Annotated in this window: 18 protein-coding genes and 1 pseudogene; 10 read left to right on the top strand and 9 right to left on the bottom strand. The window is 70.6% G+C overall.

All coding sequences use genetic code 11. From position 1 onward, the window contains the following. The first annotated feature begins 68 nt into the window (after positions 1-68). On the top strand, positions 69-1,313 hold the full coding sequence (locus ACGFWE_RS32310) for an SAV2148 family HEPN domain-containing protein (protein ID WP_352382540.1): 1,245 nt from the start codon (positions 69-71) through the stop codon (positions 1,311-1,313). 109 nt (positions 1,314-1,422) lie between these two features. Beyond that, positions 1,423-2,145: a 3'-5' exonuclease gene (locus tag ACGFWE_RS32305; protein WP_352381877.1), complete on the top strand. Its 723-nt coding sequence runs from the start codon at positions 1,423-1,425 to the stop codon at positions 2,143-2,145. Between the two features lie 38 nt (positions 2,146-2,183). Here the strand turns inward: ACGFWE_RS32305 and ACGFWE_RS32300 are convergent, their stop codons facing one another. Beyond that, entirely contained in the window at positions 2,184-2,699 is a 516-nt protein-coding gene (locus tag ACGFWE_RS32300; RefSeq protein WP_393603524.1) for a YbaK/EbsC family protein, read from the bottom strand. Next, the gene (locus tag ACGFWE_RS32295; protein WP_393603522.1) at positions 2,651-3,631 is read right to left on the bottom strand and encodes a DMT family transporter; all 981 of its coding nucleotides are present in this window, start codon (positions 3,629-3,631) and stop codon (positions 2,651-2,653) included. The genes ACGFWE_RS32300 and ACGFWE_RS32295 overlap by 49 nt, the downstream gene beginning before the upstream one ends. 80 nt (positions 3,632-3,711) lie before the next feature. Here ACGFWE_RS32295 and ACGFWE_RS32290 point away from each other — a divergent pair, with 80 nt between their 5' ends. Next, positions 3,712-4,674, top strand: a complete 963-nt coding sequence (locus ACGFWE_RS32290) for a LysR family transcriptional regulator (protein WP_393603520.1) — start codon at positions 3,712-3,714, stop codon at positions 4,672-4,674. Here the strand turns inward: ACGFWE_RS32290 and ACGFWE_RS32285 are convergent, their stop codons facing one another. Beyond that, positions 4,675-5,529: a phosphotransferase enzyme family protein gene (locus ACGFWE_RS32285; protein WP_393603518.1), complete on the bottom strand. Its 855-nt coding sequence runs from the start codon at positions 5,527-5,529 to the stop codon at positions 4,675-4,677. Between the two features lie 213 nt (positions 5,530-5,742). Between ACGFWE_RS32285 and ACGFWE_RS32280 the strand changes: the two genes are divergently transcribed. From ACGFWE_RS32280 to mgt, 4 genes are all read left to right on the top strand, one after another. Beyond that, entirely contained in the window at positions 5,743-6,678 is a 936-nt protein-coding gene (locus ACGFWE_RS32280; protein WP_352381868.1) for a sugar ABC transporter permease, read from the top strand. Further along, positions 6,675-7,508: a carbohydrate ABC transporter permease gene (locus tag ACGFWE_RS32275; protein WP_352381866.1), complete on the top strand. Its 834-nt coding sequence runs from the start codon at positions 6,675-6,677 to the stop codon at positions 7,506-7,508. The genes ACGFWE_RS32280 and ACGFWE_RS32275 overlap by 4 nt, the downstream gene beginning before the upstream one ends. Beyond that, positions 7,508-8,788, top strand: coding sequence for an ABC transporter substrate-binding protein (locus ACGFWE_RS32270; protein WP_393603515.1), 1,281 nt, complete (start codon positions 7,508-7,510; stop codon positions 8,786-8,788). The genes ACGFWE_RS32275 and ACGFWE_RS32270 overlap by 1 nt, the downstream gene beginning before the upstream one ends. 86 nt (positions 8,789-8,874) lie before the next feature. Then, positions 8,875-10,068: a macrolide-inactivating glycosyltransferase gene (mgt, locus tag ACGFWE_RS32265; protein ID WP_393603513.1), complete on the top strand. Its 1,194-nt coding sequence runs from the start codon at positions 8,875-8,877 to the stop codon at positions 10,066-10,068. A gap of 72 nt (positions 10,069-10,140) precedes the next feature. On the opposite strand, the gene ACGFWE_RS32260 is transcribed toward mgt, so the two are convergent. Continuing rightward, positions 10,141-12,405 (bottom strand): MMPL family transporter, encoded by a 2,265-nt coding sequence (locus tag ACGFWE_RS32260; RefSeq protein WP_393603511.1) that lies wholly within the window; start codon positions 12,403-12,405, stop codon positions 10,141-10,143. Positions 12,406-12,639: 234 nt separating this feature from the next. Here ACGFWE_RS32260 and ACGFWE_RS32255 point away from each other — a divergent pair, with 234 nt between their 5' ends. The 3 genes from ACGFWE_RS32255 to ACGFWE_RS32245 are packed head-to-tail and all read left to right on the top strand — an operon-like array spanning position 12,640 to position 14,612. Continuing rightward, complete coding sequence (locus ACGFWE_RS32255) at positions 12,640-13,188, top strand: DUF1697 domain-containing protein (RefSeq protein WP_393603509.1); 549 nt, start codon at positions 12,640-12,642, stop codon at positions 13,186-13,188. After that, on the top strand, positions 13,181-13,546 hold the full coding sequence (locus tag ACGFWE_RS32250; RefSeq protein WP_352381858.1) for a nuclear transport factor 2 family protein: 366 nt from the start codon (positions 13,181-13,183) through the stop codon (positions 13,544-13,546). Before ACGFWE_RS32255 ends, ACGFWE_RS32250 begins: the two co-directional genes overlap by 8 nt. 46 nt (positions 13,547-13,592) lie before the next feature. After that, positions 13,593-14,612 carry a ketopantoate reductase family protein gene (locus ACGFWE_RS32245; RefSeq protein ID WP_393603507.1) on the top strand — a complete coding sequence of 340 codons (1,020 nt, stop codon included), beginning with the start codon at positions 13,593-13,595 and terminating at the stop codon, positions 14,610-14,612. 3 nt (positions 14,613-14,615) lie between these two features. Here ACGFWE_RS32245 and ACGFWE_RS32240 read toward each other — a convergent pair whose 3' ends face one another. The 5 genes and pseudogenes from ACGFWE_RS32240 to ACGFWE_RS32220 all read right to left on the bottom strand — a co-directional run. Further along, entirely contained in the window at positions 14,616-15,356 is a 741-nt protein-coding gene (locus ACGFWE_RS32240; protein ID WP_393603505.1) for a sirohydrochlorin chelatase, read from the bottom strand. A gap of 4 nt (positions 15,357-15,360) precedes the next feature. Next, the gene (locus ACGFWE_RS32235; protein ID WP_393603503.1) at positions 15,361-16,239 is read right to left on the bottom strand and encodes an ABC transporter permease; all 879 of its coding nucleotides are present in this window, start codon (positions 16,237-16,239) and stop codon (positions 15,361-15,363) included. Then, positions 16,226-17,011, bottom strand: a complete 786-nt coding sequence (locus ACGFWE_RS32230; RefSeq protein WP_393603501.1) for an ABC transporter ATP-binding protein — start codon at positions 17,009-17,011, stop codon at positions 16,226-16,228. Before ACGFWE_RS32230 ends, ACGFWE_RS32235 begins: the two co-directional genes overlap by 14 nt. Positions 17,012-17,047: 36 nt before the next feature. Further along, the gene (locus ACGFWE_RS32225) at positions 17,048-18,151 is read right to left on the bottom strand and encodes an aliphatic sulfonate ABC transporter substrate-binding protein (protein ID WP_393603499.1); all 1,104 of its coding nucleotides are present in this window, start codon (positions 18,149-18,151) and stop codon (positions 17,048-17,050) included. 221 nt (positions 18,152-18,372) lie between these two features. Next, positions 18,373-18,606: pseudogene (locus ACGFWE_RS32220) on the bottom strand (hypothetical protein); the annotation flags it as partial.

Here is an 18,606-nt window from a genome sequence, read left to right as displayed (position 1 = left end):
GCTACCGGAGTACCCTTCCTTGATCGTTGGCAAGGGGAGTGCTCGGGGGAGCGGAAGGCGGTGCGCGGGTGGGCTCGGGAGGGCTGGAGTTGCCCCCTGGTGACGAGGGTCACGAGGGGAACTCCGCAGACGCCCCGCCCGGCACGGTGTCCCTGGCACGGCCGATGGACGCGGGAGCGACGATCGGGCCGGAGCTGGACTGGGACGCCGACGCCTGGCGCGAGGTACGTACGCGCGCACAGCGGGCCGGCCGGGCCTACATCTGGCTGAACCTCGTCGAACAGCGGCTGCGGGCCGTCGTGGCCGCTGTTCTGCGTCCCATCTACCAACCCGTCCACGGCCACGACGATTGGGTGGTCGCGGCCGCCGGACCCGCCGGACAGGAGTGGGTCCAGCGCGCGGTCGCGGTCCGCGAAGTCAGCCGCCGCAAGGGTTACTTGCTCGACCCCGCCGACGACAACGTCCTCAGCTTCCTCACCCTGCCCCAGCTGCGCGAGCTGATGGTGCAGCACTGGCCGTGCTTCGAGCCTTACTTCGACGACCGCCGGGACGTCGAACTGGCCCTGGACGAGCTGGAGGTGACCCGAAACGTCGTCTCCCGCAACCGGGCCCTGTCCGAGGCGGTCCTCGGCCAGGCCGAGCGCGCCGCCGCCAAGCTGCTGGAGATACTCGGCACCGGCGGTGACGTGCCGTCCGCCCGCCGGCTGCCCGTCGACGCGGTCGAGGACCTGGTCGGCGACCGGTACGCCGACGTGGTCGCCGTACACCCCGACCGGGTGCGGCTGCTGCGCCAGTTCCCCGCCGAGGACATCTTCGGCGGCGCCCGTCGTCTCGACGCCGTCGGTATCGGCCTCAACCTCCTCGTGCAGAACTTCTCCGGGCGCCGTCTGGTGCGCCTGGCCGAGGCCGGCTGCCGGGTGCGGCTGCTGTTCCTGAACCCGGCCTCCAGCGCGGTCAAGCGGCGCGAGCGGGAACTGGGCATGAAGCGCAGTGAGTTGAGCCGGGCCGTCGAGATGAACATCCTGCACATGCGCCGGGTCCGGTCGAAGTTGCGCGACCCGGGCGCCTTCCAGATCCAGGTCTACGACGACACCCCGCGCTTCTCCGCCTACCTCGTGGACGGCGACGGCTCGGACGGCATCGCGGTCGTGCAGTCCTATCTGCGCCGGTCGCGGGGCATGGAGGCACCGGTTCTCGTGCTGCGCAGCGGCAACCGGGTGGTCAAGGCGGGCGACGTGGACGACAGCGGCCTCTTCCCGACCTACCGCGAGGAGTTCGAGACGAACTGGGCGGATTCGCGGCCGGTGTCCTGAACGTCCCGTAGGGCAGGGCGCCAAGGGGAACGTGGTCCTCCGATTGTCAGTGGCACATGGGAAGGTGGGGACCACTGGGGGAAAGCACCACCAAGAAGGGGGACCGCCCATGGGCTGGCACCGAGAGCTGCTGATCGGCTTCGACCTGGAAACCACCGGCACCGATCCGCGCGAGGCGCGCATCGTCACGGCAGCCGTGATCGAGGTCAGGGACGGGCAGCCCATGGGGCGCCGGGAGTGGCTGGCGGACCCGGGCATGGAGATCCCGGCGGAAGCGGTGGCGGTGCACGGCATCAGCAACGAACGGGCGAGTGCCGAGGGCCGCCCCGCGGACCAGGTCGCCGACGCCATCGCGGACGTCCTCGCGACCTACTGGAAGACGGGCGTCCCGGTCGTCGCCTACAACGCCGCCTTCGACCTGAGCCTCCTCTCCGCCGAACTGCGCCGCTACGGCCTGCCGTCCCTGCGTGAGCGCCTGGGCGGCCTCGACCCCGCACCGGTGATCGACCCGTACACCATCGACCGCTCGGTGGACCGCTACCGCCGCGGCAAGCGCAACCTCGAAGCGGTCTGCACGGAGTACGGCATCGCACTCGACACCGCCCACGACGCCGGCGCCGACGCCCTCGCCGCGGCCCGGCTGGCCTGCGCGATAGCCGCGCGCCACCCCAAGGTCGCGGCCCTCGGCCCGGCGGACCTGCACCGCCGTCAGATCGAGTGGTACGCGGAATGGGCGGCGGACTTCCAGAACTTCCTGCGCCGCAAGGGCGACGAGACAGCGGTGATCGACGGCACGTGGCCATTGCGTGAGCCGGCGGACGAGACGGTGTGACGGGAGTGTTGGCGGGCGGCGGTCTCCGGCCGGCGGCATCACTCCGGCGCCGGACCCGCGATGGGCTCCACCCGCGGGTTCGCCAACCGTTCGTAGTCGGGCCCCGACAGGCACAGCGACCTGTCGAGTCGGGCGGCGTTGAAGTAGAGCCGGGGCTGCTTGACGACGTCCGGGTCGGCGACGAGCTCCAGTTCGGGGTCGAAACTGAACGGCAGGACCGTGCCGGGGATCGCCCGGGCCAGCCGTTCGGCGGTCTCCGCGTCGCTGAACCCGACATAGCGCGCGGCGAACAGTGTCCGGATCGCGTCCAGGTCCACGCGCCGGTCCCCCGGGACGACCGCGAGGACATGCCGGGTCGTCCGGCGGTCCACCTTGACCCGCAGCACGATGCACTTCGCCGCCTCCGAGGCAGGGTGCCCGCGCAGCGCGCACACGGCGTCCGTGGTGCCCTCGGGTACGTGGTCGATCAACCGGTAGTCGACGGAGGAGGTGTCGAGCAGGGTGATCAGACGGTCGTAGGTGTCGTACGGCTCGTGGGCGTCGTCGGCGGGCATCGGGTGTCCTCTTCGGTGGGCGTGGGCTGAACTGCGGTGCGGTGCAAGGCGGTTGCGCGGTGGGCGCGTTCCACGGACTGCCCCCAGTAGGTGCCGGTGATCATCATGACCGCCCCGAGCCCGGTCAGCGCGGTGAAGTGCTCGCCGCCCAGGGCGACCCCCGCCGCCGCGGCCCAGATCGGCTCCGTGCCCAGCAGCAGACTGGCCCGGCTGGCCGAGGTGCGCTGCACCGCCCAGGTCTGGGCGAGGAAGGCGAACACACTGCAGAACAGGGCGAGATAGAGCAGCTGCGTCCAGGTCGCCGAGTCCGCGTGGACCAGGGTCGGAAGGTCGCGCGCGGCCAGGGGGAGGAACAGGACCGTGCCGACGACGGTCTGCACGGTCGTGAGGTGCAGCGGCCGTATCGCCCGGCCCGCGGTGAGCCGGCCGACGAGTGCGACATGACCGGCCCGTACGACCGCGGCACCCAGCATCAGCAGGTCGCCGAGGCGGGGCGCGTGGAAGCCGTTGCCCGCCATGAGGATCCCGACGGCCAGCACGCAGACACCGGCGGCGGCGTAGAACACGGGCGGCAGGCCGCCCCGGTGTCCGGTGCGGTCGAGGAGGGGGGTGAGGACGATGGTCAGGCTGATGATCAGCCCCGCGTTGGCGGCGCTGGTGTGGGCGACGCCGTAGGTCTCGACGACCAGGACCGCGGCCTGAGTGAGACCCAGGGGCAGCCCCGCCCGCAGTTCCGCGCGGGTCCACCGGCGCGGGCCTCGCCCGCGGGAGACGACGACTCCCAGGCAGGCGAGCGCGGACAGGGCGTAGCGGGCGAAGAGCACCAGCAGGACGGGGAGAGCGGACGTCGCGGTCTGGGCGGAGAGATAACTCGAACCCCAGACGATCGCGACCAGCAGAAGTACCAGGTCGGTACGGCGGGCGTCGGACACCTGCCCACCCTGCACCGAGCCGTCCCTGAAGCCCAGAGCCAGTTCCTTAAACGATCTTTTAGTTCTCCTACACTGTCGAGATGGATGAACGACAGCTGCGGATCCTGCGGGAACTCGGCGAACTGGGCAGCGTCACCGCCGTCGCCGACGCGCTGCTGGTGACCCCGTCGGCGATCTCGCAGCAGCTGAGGCTGTTGCAGCGTTCGGTCAAGGTGCCGCTGACCGAGCGCGAGGGCAGACGGCTGGTGCTCACGGACGCCGGGCAGGCCCTGGCGGGCGCCGCGATCGAGGTGGAGACGGCGCTGGCCCGCGCCCGGCACACGGTCCAGGAGTTCGTGGACCGGCCCGACGGCGAGGTCTCGGTGGCCGCCTTCCACAGCGCGGGGGCGGCCTTCTTCCCCCTGCTGCTGCGCGCCCTCGCCGACCCCGGCACGCCCGTCCCGAGGCTCGCCGACGAGGACGTACCGCAGGAGGACTTCCCGCGCCTGACCCGCGCGTACGACATCGTCCTGGCCCACCGCCTCGACCACGCCCCCGCCTGGCCGCCCACGGTGACGGCCACCACGCTCCTGCGGGAACCACTGGACGTGGCCATGCCCGCCGACCACCCGCTGGCGGCCGGACGCCGGGTGACCCCGGCGGACGTGGCGGGCGAGCCCTGGATCACCGCCCACGACGGTTTCCCGATCGTGGCCACCATCGAGGCGATCGCGGCGGCCGCGGGCCGGCGCCTGCACCTGGCCCACCGCATCAACGAGTTCTCGGTGGCGGCCGAGGCGGTGGCGGCGGGCGGGGGCCTGGCGTTGATGCCCCGCTGGACAATGCGCCGGCATCCGGCCCTGGCCCTCAGACCCTTGAGCGGCGTCCAGGCGAGACGTCACATCGACGCCCTCTACCGCCCGGAGAGGACGGCGAGGAGAGCGGTGCGCACGGTCCTTGCGGAGCTGAGAGGAGCGGCACGAACAATCCAGGGCGGAGATGACCCACCCAGGGGCGCGGGGAACGGCGCGACCAGCCACTACGGACCCGCGGCCGCCCCTTGATCAGAACGCGTACCAGCGCACTTCCTCATCGCCGTCCCGCAACGAGGCAACCCTGCGCTCGAACTCGGCCAACGCCTTGGGATTCGACGGCGCATGCTGCGCCACCCACGCACAACTGGCCGTCTCCCGAGCCCCCCGAAGCACCGAGCAGCCCTCCCACTCCCGCACATCCCACCCGTACGCGGCGGTGAAGGAGTCGTACGCCGCCGCAGGCAACCCGTACCGGTCCCGGGACAGCACCATGACCACCAGATCGTGCTCCCGCAGATCCGAGGAGAAGGTCTCCAGGTCGACAAGGACGGGCCCGGACGGACCGACGTGCACATTGCGGGGAAGCGCGTCCCCATGGATCGGCCCCGGCTCCAGCCGAGGCGTGACCGCGGCCGCCGCCCCCGCGAAGCCGTCCCGGCGCTGTCGCAGATACTCGGCGTCGGCGGAGGAAATCGCATCCCCCGCAAGCCGCAGCCACCGCTCGACACCCCCGAGCAACTCACGGGGAGGCAACTCGAAGGGCGGGGCCGGCAGCGCGTGCACCACCCGCAGCAGTTCGGCCAAATCCCGCGCCTCGGCGGGCCGTACGGCGTCCGGAAGCCGGTGCCACAACGTCACCGGATGTCCCTCGACCAATCGTGCCTTCGGCTCGGCCGCCCGCACCGCCGGCACCTCCGCCTCCGCCAGCCACACGGCGATGTCCAGTTCCCGGCGTGCCCGGTCGAGGAGCTCGGCGTCGCGCCCCACCTTGACGACCAGGTCACCGGCGGCGAACACGGCGTTCTCGCCCAGGGCGAGCAGCTGCGCCGACCCCGCAGGCAACCCCGCCGCGGCCAGTACGTCCCGTGCCCGTGCCTCGTCCATCGTCCGGCCTCCCGGTCCTGACATGCCCCGCATGCCTGTGCAGTGCCACCGCGAACGGCGCCGAGTTCGCGCCATCGCCCCGGTCAGTCTCGCATTCCCACAGGTGGGCCGCTGTGCGCGCTGTCTTGACGGCGCATACCCCCTTCACGACCATGACGGAGGCCCGGGCCAGGAGGGCCGGATCGTCACGAGCCGTGCGAAGGAGCCGATGACGTGACCTTGGTGACCGCGAAGGAGCGGTCGGCGCAGGGCGCACCGCGCGCCGAGGGGGACCGTCGCCCGACCGACCGCGCGGCCTGGTTCCTGGTGCTGCCCGCGCTGATCCCGATCCTGGTGCTGAGCGTGGGGCCGCTGCTGTACGGGATCCTGCTGGCCTTCACCGACGCCCAGTCCGGCCGGACCCGGGCCACCCAGTGGATCGGCGGCCTCAACTTCCAGGACCTGCTGCACGACACGCTGTTCTGGGAGTCGTTCCGGATCGGCCTTGTCTGGGCGGTCGGGGTGACCGTCCCGCAGTTCCTGCTGGCGCTCGGTCTCGCCCTGCTGCTCGACCAGGACCTCAAGCTGCGCTGGCTCGCCCGCGCCCTCGCGATCATCCCCTGGGCCATGCCCGAGGTCGTCGTCGGTGTCATGTGGCGCCTGGTCTACAACCCGGACGCCGGTGTCCTCAACGAGACCCTGCGCACCCTCGGTCTCGGCGACGGCCGGGACTGGCTCAGCGGCCTGTCCACCGCCCTGCCCGCCGTGATCGTCGTCGGCGTCTGGGCCGGGATGCCGCAGACGACGGTCACTCTGCTCGCCGGCCTCCAGAACACTCCGCGCGAACTCCACGAGGCGGCCGCGATGGACGGCGCGGGTGCCTGGCGACGCTTCCGCACGGTCACCTGGCCCGCCCTCAGACCGGTCGCGCTCGCGATCACCGCGCTCAACTTCATCTGGAACTTCAACTCGTTCGCCCTGGTGTACGTGCTGACCAGCGGCGGACCCGGCGGACGCACCCGCCTGCCCATGCTCTTCGCCTACGAAGAGGCCTTCCGCTACGGCCAGTTCGGCTACGCGGCCGCGATGGGGCTCGTGATGGTGGCCGTCATCTCCGTCCTGCTCGCCCTGTTCCTCATGGGCCGACTCAAGGGAGGTGACGACGCGTGAGGACCAGCACCTCAGGCCGCGTCGGCCAGTACGCCGCCCTCCTCGCCTATCTCGTCTTCCTCGCCTTCCCCTTCCTCTGGCTGGTCTCCACCGCCTTCAAGTCCCCCCGGGAACTGGGCAGTCTGCACCCCACCTGGATCCCCCGGGACCCCACCCTCGACAACTTCCGGCAGGCCTTCGACGAACAGCCCCTGCTGCGCGCCGCCGGAAACTCCCTGCTCGCCGCGCTCGCCGCCGCGGTGATCGCCGTACTGATCGCGACGCCGCTCGCCTATGTCATGGCCCGCCACCGCACCAGGCTGGCGAAGGCCGCCACGGGCTGGGTGGTGGTCAGTCAGGCGTTCCCGCTCGTGCTGGTGATCATCCCGCTGTTCCTGGTGCTGAAGAACCTGCGGCTGATCAACTCCCTGGTGGGGCTGGTGCTGGTGTACGTCGTGTGGGCGCTGCCGTTCGCGCTGTGGATGCTCGTCGGATACGTCCGTGCCGTGCCGACCGAGCTGGAGGAGGCGGCGGCCGTCGACGGGGCCGGGCGCCTGCGGACCCTGGTGTCGGTGACGGCGCCGCTGCTCGCGCCGGGGATCGTGGCGACGGCACTGTTCGCGTTCATCACCGCGTGGAACGAGTTCTTCTTCGCGTTGGTGCTCCTGAAGACCGCGGACAAACAGACCCTGCCGGTCGTCCTCACCCACTTCATCGGAGCGGAGGGAGTCGCCGACCTCGGCCCGCTGGCGGCGGCCGCGTTCCTCGCCACCCTTCCCTCGCTGATCATCTTCGCGATCATCCAACGCCGTATCACGGGAGGCATGTTGGCCGGGGCGGTGAAGAGCTGATGCGCGCACGATGGATCGTGGGAGTCCTCGTCCTGCTCCTGGCTGGATGCACGGGTACGAGCATGCCCGAGGACGAGGAGGGCCGTATCACCCTCCGCTTCCAGTCCCTCGCCTGGCAGGAGGAGTCCGTCGAGGCCAACAAGGCTCTCGTGAAGGAGTGGAACGCGACCCATCCCGGCGTCAAGGTCGAGTACGTGCAGGGGAGTTGGGACAGCGTCCACGATCAGTTGCTCACCTCGTTCGAGGGCCGCGAGGCGCCCGACATCATCCACGACGCCTCCGACGACCTCGCGGACTTCGCCTATGGCGGCTACCTCGCCGATCTCAAGGGATTGCTGCCCGAGCGGCTGAAGTCGGACATCCCGCGACGGAGTTGGCAGACCGCCACCTTCGGCGACGGCGTCTACGGCGTGCCCTTCCTCCAGGAGCCCCGCGTCCTCGTCGCCAACGCCGAGTGGCTGAAGGAGTCCGGCGTCCGGATCCCCACACCCGAACACCCCTGGACCTGGCCGGAGTTCCGGCGGATCACCGGGCAGCTCAGCGGTGCCGGCAAGTACGGCGTGGCCTGGCCGCTCAAGGAGCCCGTCTCCGCGACCCTCAACCTGTCGCTGTCGGCGGGCGGACAGCTCTTCCACCGGGGCGGTGACGGAAAGGTCACCGTCCGCTTCGAGAAGGCCGACGAGACCGTGCCCCGCACCATCCACGACCAGGCGAACACCGACCACAGCGCCTCGCCCACCACGCTCGGCAGCGGCGGCTCCGACACCCTGCCCGGCTTCTTCGGCGGCAAGTACGCGATGGTCCCGCTCGGATTCTCCTACCGTCAGCAGATCGCGCAGCAGGCGCCGAAGGGCTTCCGGTGGCAGGTGCTGCCCGCCCCGGCCGGCGCCGACGGGCTCACCCAGGGCGTCAGCCCGCAGACCCTGTCCGTCGCCGAGGACAGCCCGCACAAGAAGGAGGCCGCCGAATTCATCGCCTTCCTGCTCCGGCCGAAGAACATGGTCCGGCTGGCGCTGGGGGACTGGATGCTGCCCACGGGGACGCGGGCGCTCGCCGATCCGGCCCTGCACGCCACGAAGGACGGCTGGGCCACCGGCACGGCCCTCGCCTCCCACCTCACCACGGCTCCCGCGCAGTCCGTCCGCGGCTACCCGGAGTGGAAGGACAAGGTCGCCACACCGGCCTTCCAGGAGTACTACAGCGGTGCCATCGGCCTCGATGAGCTGCGAAAACGTTTGGAGGACGACGGCAACCTGGTGTTGGCCCGCTACCAGCGCTGAGGCATCGCGCTCGCCGACCAGGCGGACACCGTGCAGCTCGGTAATCACTTTGCACGATACGTATCGTCTCGCTTAGCCTCGCTCCCATGACCCCTCGCTCGCACATCGCCATGTTCTCCATCGCCGTCCACGGCCACGTGAACCCCAGCCTGGAAGTGATCCGCGAGCTCGTGGCCCGCGGGCACCGGGTCACGTACGCCATTCCGCCCCTCTTCGCCGAGAAGGCCGCCGAGACCGGGGCCGAGGTGAAGCCGTGGAACTCGACCCTGCCCGGTCCGGACGACGACCCGTCGGCCTGGGGCACCGAACTCCTCGACCACGTGGAACTCTTCCTCGCCGACGCGATGCAGGCCCTGCCGCAGCTCGCCCAGGCGTACGACGGCGACGCACCGGACCTCGTCCTGCACGACATCACCGCCTACCCGGCCCGCGTCCTCGCCCACCGCTGGGGCGTGCCCGCGATCTCCCTCTCGCCGAACCTCGTCGCCTGGGAGGGCTACGAGGAGGAGGTCGCCGAGCCGATGTGGGCCGGGCCGAAGAGCACCGAACGAGGGCAGGCCTACTACGCCCGGTTCCAGAACTGGCTGCGGGACAACGGGATCGACCTGCACCCCGACCCCTTCGCAGGCCGCCCCGACCGCTCCCTCGTCCTGATCCCCAGGGCGCTCCAGCCGAACGCCGACCGGGTCGACGAGAGCGTGTACACCTTCGTCGGCGCCTGTCAGGGGGACCGCGGCTCCCAGGGGGAGTGGCAGCGGCCGGCCGGGGCCGAGAAGGTCGCACTGGTCTCCCTCGGCTCCTCCTTCACCAAGCGGCCCGACTTCTACAAGGAATGCGTCCGCGCCTTCGGCGACCTCCCCGGCTGGCACCTCGTGCTCCAGATCGGCAGGCACGTGGACCCGGCCGAGCTGGGCGCCGTACCGGACAACGTCGAAGTGCGTTCGTGGGTACCGCAGTTGGCGGTCCTCAGGCAGGCCGACCTGTTCGTCACGCACGCCGGCGCGGGCGGCAGCCAGGAGGGACTGGCGACCGGCACGCCGATGATCGCCGTACCGCAGGCCGTGGACCAGTTCGGCAACGCCGACATGCTCCAGGGCCTCGGGGTCGCCCGCCGGATCGACACGCAGGAGGCGACCGCCGAGGCTCTGCGGGAGGCCGCCCTCGCGCTCGTCGACGACCCGGAGGTGGCCCGCAGGCTCAAGGAGATCCAGGCGGAGATGGCCCAGGAGGGCGGCACGCGCAGGGCCGCCGATCTCATCGAGGCGGAACTGCGCGCATGAGTGAGGGTCCGTTGGCACCCCGGTTGCCAACGGACCCTCGGTACAGGGGGATTCAGCCCCGTCCCGCAGGGGTCAGACCCTCAGCGGCTCACCCTCGTCGTCCCGCGCCGCGGGCACCGCCACGGCGTCCGCGGCCTCGTCGTGGGTGAGGTCGGGCAGCCGGTGCAGCCACTTCGGCAGGTACCAGTTGCGCTCGCCGAGCAGTGCCATGACCGCCGGGAGCAGCACGCCCCGGATGATCGTCGCGTCGATGAGCACCGCGGCCGCGAGACCCACGCCCATCTGCTTCATGGACTGCATGGACAGCGTCCCGAAGATCGCGAAGACGGCGACCATGATGACGGCGGCGCTGGTGACGACGCCGGCCGTGGTGACCACGCCGTGCTGGATCGCGTCCTTCGTGCTGCGGCCCCGCAGGCGCGCCTCGCGGATCCGCGAGACCACGAACACGTGGTAGTCCATCGACAGGCCGAACAGGATCACGAAGAGGAACAGCGGCAGCCAGGTGATGATGGCGCCGACGCCCTCCGCGCCCACCAGCGAGGCGCCCCAGCCGTGCTGGAAGACCGCGACGAGAATGCCGTAGGCGGCGCCCACCGACAGCAGGTTGAGCACGATGGAGGTGATCGCGACCGTCAGCGAGCGGAACGACAGCAGCATCAGCACGAAGGCGAAGACCACCACGAACGCGAAGACCGGGACGACCGCTCCGGTCAGCTGGTCGTTGAAGTCCTTGGATCCCGCCACCTGTCCGGTGATCGGTGCCTGGACACCGTCGACCTTGCCGAGCGTGGCCGGACGTACCTCGTCGCGCAGCTTGTCCAGGCTCCGACCGGCCTTGTCGAAGTCGGAGCCGCCCACCAGCGGGACGTACACGAAGGCGAGGTTCTGCGCGTCGTGCAGCTTGATCTCGACCGGGCCGCGCGAGGCGCCCGAGGAGATCGCCCGCTCCTTGAAGTCGGCCAGCGCGCCGGTGACTTCGGGGGAGTTGATGTCGGCGGCCTTCACGACCACCTCGGCCGGGTCGGAACCACCGGGGAAGGCGTCGTTGACCCGGTTGTACGTCTGCACGATCGGCAGCGAGTCGCCGAACTCCTGGTCCAGGGTGAGGTTCTGGGTCTTCATGCCGAGCGCGGGTGCCGCGATCGCGAGCAGCGCGCCGGCAGCGACCACGACCGAGATGCCGGGCTTCGCGAGCACGCCCTTCAGTACGGCGGTCCAGAACCGGCTCTCCGGGTTCACGCCCCGCTTGCGGCGCAGCCGGCTCTCCGGGTGCAGGAAGGGGATCTTGCCCTTCTCGACCCGCCCGCCCAGCAGCGAGAGCAGCGCGGGCAGCACGGTCACGGAACCGACCATGGCGACCGCCACGACCATCAGCGAGGCCAGCCCCATCGCCTCGAACTCGGCGAGCCCGGTGAACAGCATGCCCGCCATCGCCACGCACACCGTGACACCCGAGACGATGATCGCGCGGCCACTGGTGGCGGCGGCGATCCGCAGCGCCGTCTGCGCGTCCCGCCCGGCCTGCCGCTCCTCGCGCTCACGGCGCAGATAGAACAGGCAGTAGTCGACGCCGACGGCCAGACCGACCAGCAGCATCACGGAGTTGGCGGTGTCGCTCATGGGCATCACATGGCTGACGATGCCCATCAGACCCATGGTCGCCATGATGGCGCTGACGGCCAGAAGCACCGGCAGCAGGGCCGCGACCAGGGCGCCGAAGGCGATGAGCAGGATGCCGAGGGCCACCGGCACCGCGGAGAGCTCGGCCTTCTCGAAGTCGTCGCCGAACGCGTCGGAGAACGTCTTCATCATGCTGGCGCCGCCGATCTCCTCGATCCGCAGCGACCCGTGCTCCTTCTGCACCCCCTCGACGGCCTTCAGCACCGGCTCGACCCGGTCGCCCGCGGTGTCCGCCTCGCCGCGCATGTCGAACTGCACGAGCGCGCTGCGGCCGTCCTTCGAGATCGTTTTCGTGTCGTACGGCGAGGTCACGTCCGTGGCCTCGCCGGTGCCCTCGACCGTCTTCATGACCGCGTCGACGGCGGCCCTGAAGTCGGCGTCGGTCGCCTTGCCACCGGCGCTCTTGGCCTGGATCAGCACCGTCTCACTGGCCGGCTCGTCGATCCCGGCGTCCTCGATGATCTTCGCGGCGGTGTGGGTCTCCCCCTTGAGCTGATCGCTCTCCTTGACGTCGACCCGGCCCGCTGCCGAGCCGAGCCCCATCGCCAGAACGACGAACAGCACCCAGATCCCGACGGCAGCCCATCGGTGCCGTGCACTCCAGCCGCCGGCCCGGGCGGCCAGGCCACGCACCCTTGTGTCTCCGTTCCCCATGACGGGCTTGCCCCCTTGTGAGCGGTGGCAGCCCCCTGCCGCCACCTTTCACTTAGAAGGTATGAGCCGGATAAACCCGTCTCGTCGTGCTGTCCGGTGAAGTGCGGGGGCCGCAGGCTCCTCCCAAGGGACCGCGCGCCCTCGGTACTGGGGAGGACCGTGACCCTTACATCTAAAGAACCGTGTGCGGGGCGGTGATCAGGGTCCGCGCGAGGGCCGTCCTAGGGTGGGCGCATGACGACCACGTACGCGGCGCTGCTGCGCGGAATCAACGTCGGCGGCAGCAGGAAGGTCCCCATGGCCGACCTGCGCACGCTGATGGAAGACCTCGGACACGGCGGGGTACGCAGCTACCTCCAGAGCGGGCAGGCCGTGTTCACCGCCGACCACGGCGACGAGGACACCCTGGCCGCCGAACTCACGGACGCGATCGAGAAACGGTTCGGCTTCACGGTCGACGTGATCGTCCGCGACCACACCTACCTGAAGGCGATCGCCGACAACTGCCCTTTCCCGGCCGCCGAACTGGAGGGCAGACAGCTCCACGTCACCTACTTCTCCGCCCCCGTCGACGCGGCCCGCTTCGCGGAGATCGACCAGGCCGCCCACCTCCCCGAGGAATTCCGCCTCGGCGACCGCGCCCTGTACCTCTACGCCCCGAACGGCCTCGGCCGCTCCAAGCTCGCCGAGCAGCTGTCCAGGCCGAGGCTGAACAAGGGCGTGATCGCCACCAGCCGCAACTGGAACACGGTCGTCAAGCTGGTGGAGATGACGGGTGCCTGACCGCGATCCCGCCGTGGAGGCCGCGGTCCAGGGCGAGTTGCGGCTCCTCGACCCCGAGGTGCGTGCCTCGCCCGAGCTCGTGGGCGCGCTGCTGCACCCCGAGTTCCACGAGTTCGGCGCCTCAGGGCGGCACTGGGACCGAGCGTCGATCATCGCCGCCCTGGCCGGGGCCTCGGATCAGGAGGCCGGACCGATCGCGGCGTTCGGGATGAAGGGGGTCCGGCTCGCGCCCGACATCGTTCACCTCACCTTCGAAACGGAGCACAACGGCAGCCGGGCGCACCGCAGTTCACTGTGGCGGCGCACGCCGAGCGGGTGGCTGCTGTACTTCCACCAGGCCACGCCGTTCGCAGAATGACCGGCTGGACGCACAGCGGCCGACACCCCTGTGCGAGGCTCCTCCCATGCGCTACATCATCATCGGGGCAGGGGCGGTCGGCGGGGCCGTCGGTGGGCGGCTCGCAGGGGCCGGGCACGAGGTCGTGCTGGTCGCGCGGGGCGCGCACCTCGCGGCACTCAGGGACGGCGGACTGCGGCTGAGAGTGCCGGACGGCGAGTTCACCCACCGGCTCCCGGTCGTGGACGGACCGGCCCCGCTGGGTGTCCTGCGCGCCGACGACGTACTCGTCCTCGCCGTGAAGACCCAGGACACGCAAAGCGCCCTGGACGTGTGGGGCCCGGCCCCGGTCGAGGGCGGTGGCACGGCGGCCGAGCGGCTGCCGCTGCTGTGCGCGCAGAACGGCGTGGAAGGGCAGCGCATGGCCCTGCGCCGCTTCCGGCACGTCTACGGCGTCTGTGTCTGGCTGCCGGCTACCTTCGTGGAACCCGGTGTCGTCAGCGCCGCCTGCGCCCCGCTCACCGGGATGCTGCACCTCGGCCGTTACCCGCACGGCACCGACGAGATCCTGCACCGGATCGCCGCCGACCTGGAGAAGTCCAGGTTCGAGGCGCCGGTCGTGGCGGACGTGACGCGTTGGCAGTACGCCAAGCTGCTGACCAACCTCGGCAACGCCCTGATGGCCCTGAGCGGCCCGGACGACGGCGGAGCGGACAGCAGGTCCCTGCGCCATCGGGTCCGTGCCGAGGGCGAGGCGGTGCTCGACGCGGCCGGGATCCCGTACGCGAGCGTCGAGGAACAGCGGACGACCCGCGGCGACAAGGTCACCGCCGTCCCGCTCGACGGCGTCCCGGTCGGCGGCTCCTCCTGGCAGTCCCTCGCCCGCGCCACCGGCACCATCGAGGCCGACTACCTCAACGGTGAGATCGTCCTCCTGGGCCGCCTGCACGGCGTCCCGACGCCGCTGAACGAACTTCTCCAGGGCCTGGCCAACACCTTCGCCCGCGAGCGCAGGGCAGCCGGGTCGCTGCCGGTGGGGGAGTTGGCACGGCTGGCCGACGAGGCGGTGGCGGCTGCCGAGGAGTAACGCCTACGCGCTCACCGTCAGCCGCAGCAGCCCCTGCGCCGCCGCCGCGTCGTACCGCCGCAACAGCACCCGCGCCACCTCCGGCGCGGGCCCCAGCACCCCGGCCAGGATGTCCGCCTGTGCCGCGCCGCGCGCGATGCGGTCGGGCAGGAACCCGGGGGCGAGGACGTACGGCGCCACGGCCACCGTCGCGCAGCCGAGAGCCCGCAGTTCGCGTACCGCGTCCTCGGTGCGGGGCAGGGCCGCGGAGGCGAACGCAGGCCGCACGGCGCACCAACCGGTGTGCCGCCACTCCCGCGCGATGTCAGCGATCACTGCGATCGCCTCCGGGTCGGTGGACCCCGCCGAGGCCAGTACGACCCCGGTCGAGGACTTGTCGGCGGGCGTCAACCCCGCCTCGTAGAGCCGCCGTTCGAGCGCCGACAGGAGCAGCGGGGACGGACCCAGCACCTCCGCCTGCCGGATGCGGAGCTGCGGCGGCGCGTCCCTGAGGACCGCGGGGATGTCCGCCTTCGCGTGGAACGCCCGCGTCAACAGCAGCGGCAGCGCTACGACATCACGGACGCCCTCCGCCGCCAGGGACTCCAACACCCCCTGCACGGAAGGGATGTTGAAGTCGAGGAAGCCCGTCTCCACCCGTACGTCCGGGCGCAGCGAGCGCACCCGGCGTACGAGAGCGTGCACCGTCGCGGCATGCCGCGGGTCGCGGCTGCCGTGGGCGATGACCAGGAGAACGGGCTTCATGGACTCAGCTCTTCACCAGCAGACCGCGGCTGCGCAGCACCCACCGCTCCAGCGGGCTGAAGATCAGCAGGTCGATCGCGATGCCGACGAACAGGATGAGCAGGATCGCCTCGAACACCATGGCCATGTCGCTGTTGGTGCGGCCGTTCTCGAGCAACTGGCCCAGGCCCACGCCCAGATCGGGGAACTGGGCGATGATCTCCGCGGCCATCAGCGAGCGCCAGGAGAACGCCCAGCCCTGCTTGAGACCCGCCACATAGCCGGGCAGTGCGGCCGGCAGCGTGACGTGCCAGATGCCCTTGACGCCCGTCGCCCCCATCGTGCGGCCGGCCCGCAGGAACAGCGGCGGCACCTGGTCGACGCCGGACACCAGGCCGTTGGCGATGGAGGGGACCGCGCCGAGCAGGATCACGGCGTACATCATGGAGTTGTTCAGGCCCAGCCAGATCACGGCCGGCGGCACCCACGCCACCGAGGGCAGCGACTGCAGACCCGACAGGATCGGGCCGATGGCCGCGCGGATGAACTTCACCCGGGCCACGATCAGGCCCAGCGGGGTGCCGATGAGCAGGGCGAAGAAGAAGCCCAGCAGACCGCGCGAGACGCTGGTCCAGATGTAGCCGAGCAGATCGCCCTGGAGCCAGGCCTCCTTGAACGTGGCGCCCACGGCCGCCGGCGACGGCAGCTTGGACGGGTCGTCGACGACCGGGTAGAGGAGCGTCCAGATCACGAGGACCACCGCGAGCGCGATGACCGGCGGCAGGATCTTGTTGACGAGGGTCTGGCGCAGGGTCGGGCGGCCGGTGGCCTGGGTCTCCAGCGCGTCGAGGCCCGCCTCTACGCTCCCGGCGTCCTGGGCCGGTGTCGTGTCAGTGCTGGCCATGACGGCGGATCTCCCCACGCAGTTCTTCGGTGATCTCACGGGCCAGTTCGGCCACGGGCGCGTCCTCGATGCGGCGCGGCTGCGGGATGTCGACCGTCCACTCACGCGCGATCCGGCCCGGGCGGGAGGACAGCAGGATCACGCGCTGCGCGAGCCGCACCGCCTCGCGCACGTTGTGCGTGACGAACAGGACGGAGATCCCGGTCTCCGTCCAGATCCGGGTGATCTCGTCGTGCAGCACGTCCCGCGTGATGGCGTCGAGGGCCGCGAACGGCTCGTCCATCAGCAGCAGATTGCTCTCCTGCCCCAGCGCGCGGGCCAGTGCCACGCGCTGGCGCATACCGCCCGACAGTTCGTGGACGCGCTTGCCGTACGCGCCCTTCAGCCGGACCAGTTCGAGCAGCTCCTCGGCCTTGTCGCGCCGTTCGGGCTTGGGAACTCCCCTGAGTTTCAGAGCGAGTTCGATGTTCTTGCCCGCGGTCAGCCACGGGAAGAGGGCGTGCTCCTGGAACATCAGGGCGGGGCGGCCGTCGGTCGTGATGGACCCGGCGGTCGGGCCGTCGAGCCCGGCCACCAGGTTCAGCAGCGTGGACTTGCCGCAGCCCGAGGCCCCCAGGAGGGTGACGAACTCGCCCGGCGCGACATCGATGCTGACGTCGTCCAGGACGAGCTGCTGTCCACCCGGTCCCGCGAAGGACTTCGAGACGTGCTCAAGGCGTGCGGCGTACTCGACGGACTCGTCGGCCTTGGCGAGCGTCGTGGTCGTGGCCATGGTCGTCACCTCCTGGGAACTCTTCGGGGACCGGACTCAGCTGGTGCCGAGACCGGCGGCGTCGACCGTGGACTCGCCGTCGGCCTTGAGGACCTTGTTGAGGATGGTGAGGTCGTAGATCCCGTTCAGGTCGGGCTTCTTGAGCAGACCGGCCTTGACCGCGTGCTCCGCCTCGGTGTTGAGCGTGGCGGCCAGCGGGTCGTTGGTGAACTGGATCGACTTCCAGGCCGGGTCCAGGACCGCGGGCTTGAGCGCCTTGCCGGAGTCCGCCTTCAGCTGCTCGTTCGCCGCCGCCTTCGCCGCGTCAGGATTGGCGTTGATCCACTTGTTGGCTTCCACCGACGCCTTCAGGACGGCCTCGACCGCCTTCGGGTGCTCCTTGAGGAAGTCCTGGCGCACGATGATGTTCGTGATCACGAACTTCTTGTCCGGCCACAGCGACGCCTCGTCGAGCAGGACCTTGCCGCCCTCGGCGACCAGCTTCGACGCGGTCGGCTCCGGCACCCAGGCGCCGTCGATGGAACCGGACTTGTAGGCGTCCGGCGTGATCTTGTTGTCGGTGCGGACGACGGTGACGTCACCCTTGCCGCTCTGAGCGTCGACCTTCCAGCCCTGGTCGGCGATCCAGTTGAGGAACGCCACGTCCTGCGTGTTGCCGAGCTGCGGGGTGGCGATCTTCTTGCCCTTGACGTCCTTGAGGGACTTGATCTTGTCCGGGTTGACGACCAGCTTCACACCGCCGGAGGCCGAACCGCCGATGATCTTCAGGCTCTTGCCGCCCGACTTGACGTAACCGTTGATCGACGGGGAGGGGCCGATCCAGCCGATGTCGATCGACTTGGAGTTGAGCGCCTCGATCTCGGACGGGCCGGCGTTGAAGGTCGCGTACGAGGCCTTGGTGGCCCCGAGCTCCTTCTGGAAGAAGCCCTTGTTCACCCCGACGAGCGCGGTGCCGTGGGTCAGGTTGCCGAAGTAGCCGATCTTGACGGAGCCGAGGCCGTCGATCTTCTTCGCCCCGGCGGCGACCTTGGCGGTGTCGGTGTCCTTGGAGTCCGAGCCGTAGCCGCAAGCGGCGAGGGTGAGCAGCGGGAGCGCGGCGATGACCGCGAGGGAGCGGCGAAGAGCGGTTGTAGCAGGCACGGGAGGTGTTCCTCTCGGAGGCCCGGCGGTCACGGTCTCTCAGGTCGTGGCCGGGAGGTTGGCAGGTTGCGTCTACGGCTGTGGGGGGACGGGGCGCGCAAGCGGTGCGCGTACGTCAGCGCACACATCGCGCCACTCCGCCCTGCCCGCTGCCGAGCGCGCCGCTGCCTACGCGGCCGCCCTCCTTCGCGAACGTGGAGTAGTAGTCGGTGGAGTTCATGTCAGAAGTCCCACCCGTCGTCCTCGGACTCGTCCTTGACGGGCTCGGGGGACGCGAACGACTCGCCGACCATGCCCGCGGTGAGGGTGGTGCCGTCGTTCGGGTCGATGAGGATGAACGAACCGGTGCGCCGCGAGTCCGAGTAGGAGTCGACGGGCAGCGGCTCGGCGGTACGGATCTTCACCCGGCCGATGTCGTTGGCGACGAGCTGTCCCGGGTGCGGGTGCAGGGACAG

The sequence above is a fragment of the Streptomyces sp. NPDC048523 genome, assembly GCF_043199815.1.
In the GTDB taxonomy this organism is placed as follows: Bacteria; Actinomycetota; Actinomycetes; order Streptomycetales; family Streptomycetaceae; genus Streptomyces.
Note: the sequence above shows the minus strand (reverse complement) of the source record. Positions and strands in the feature narration are given on the sequence as shown.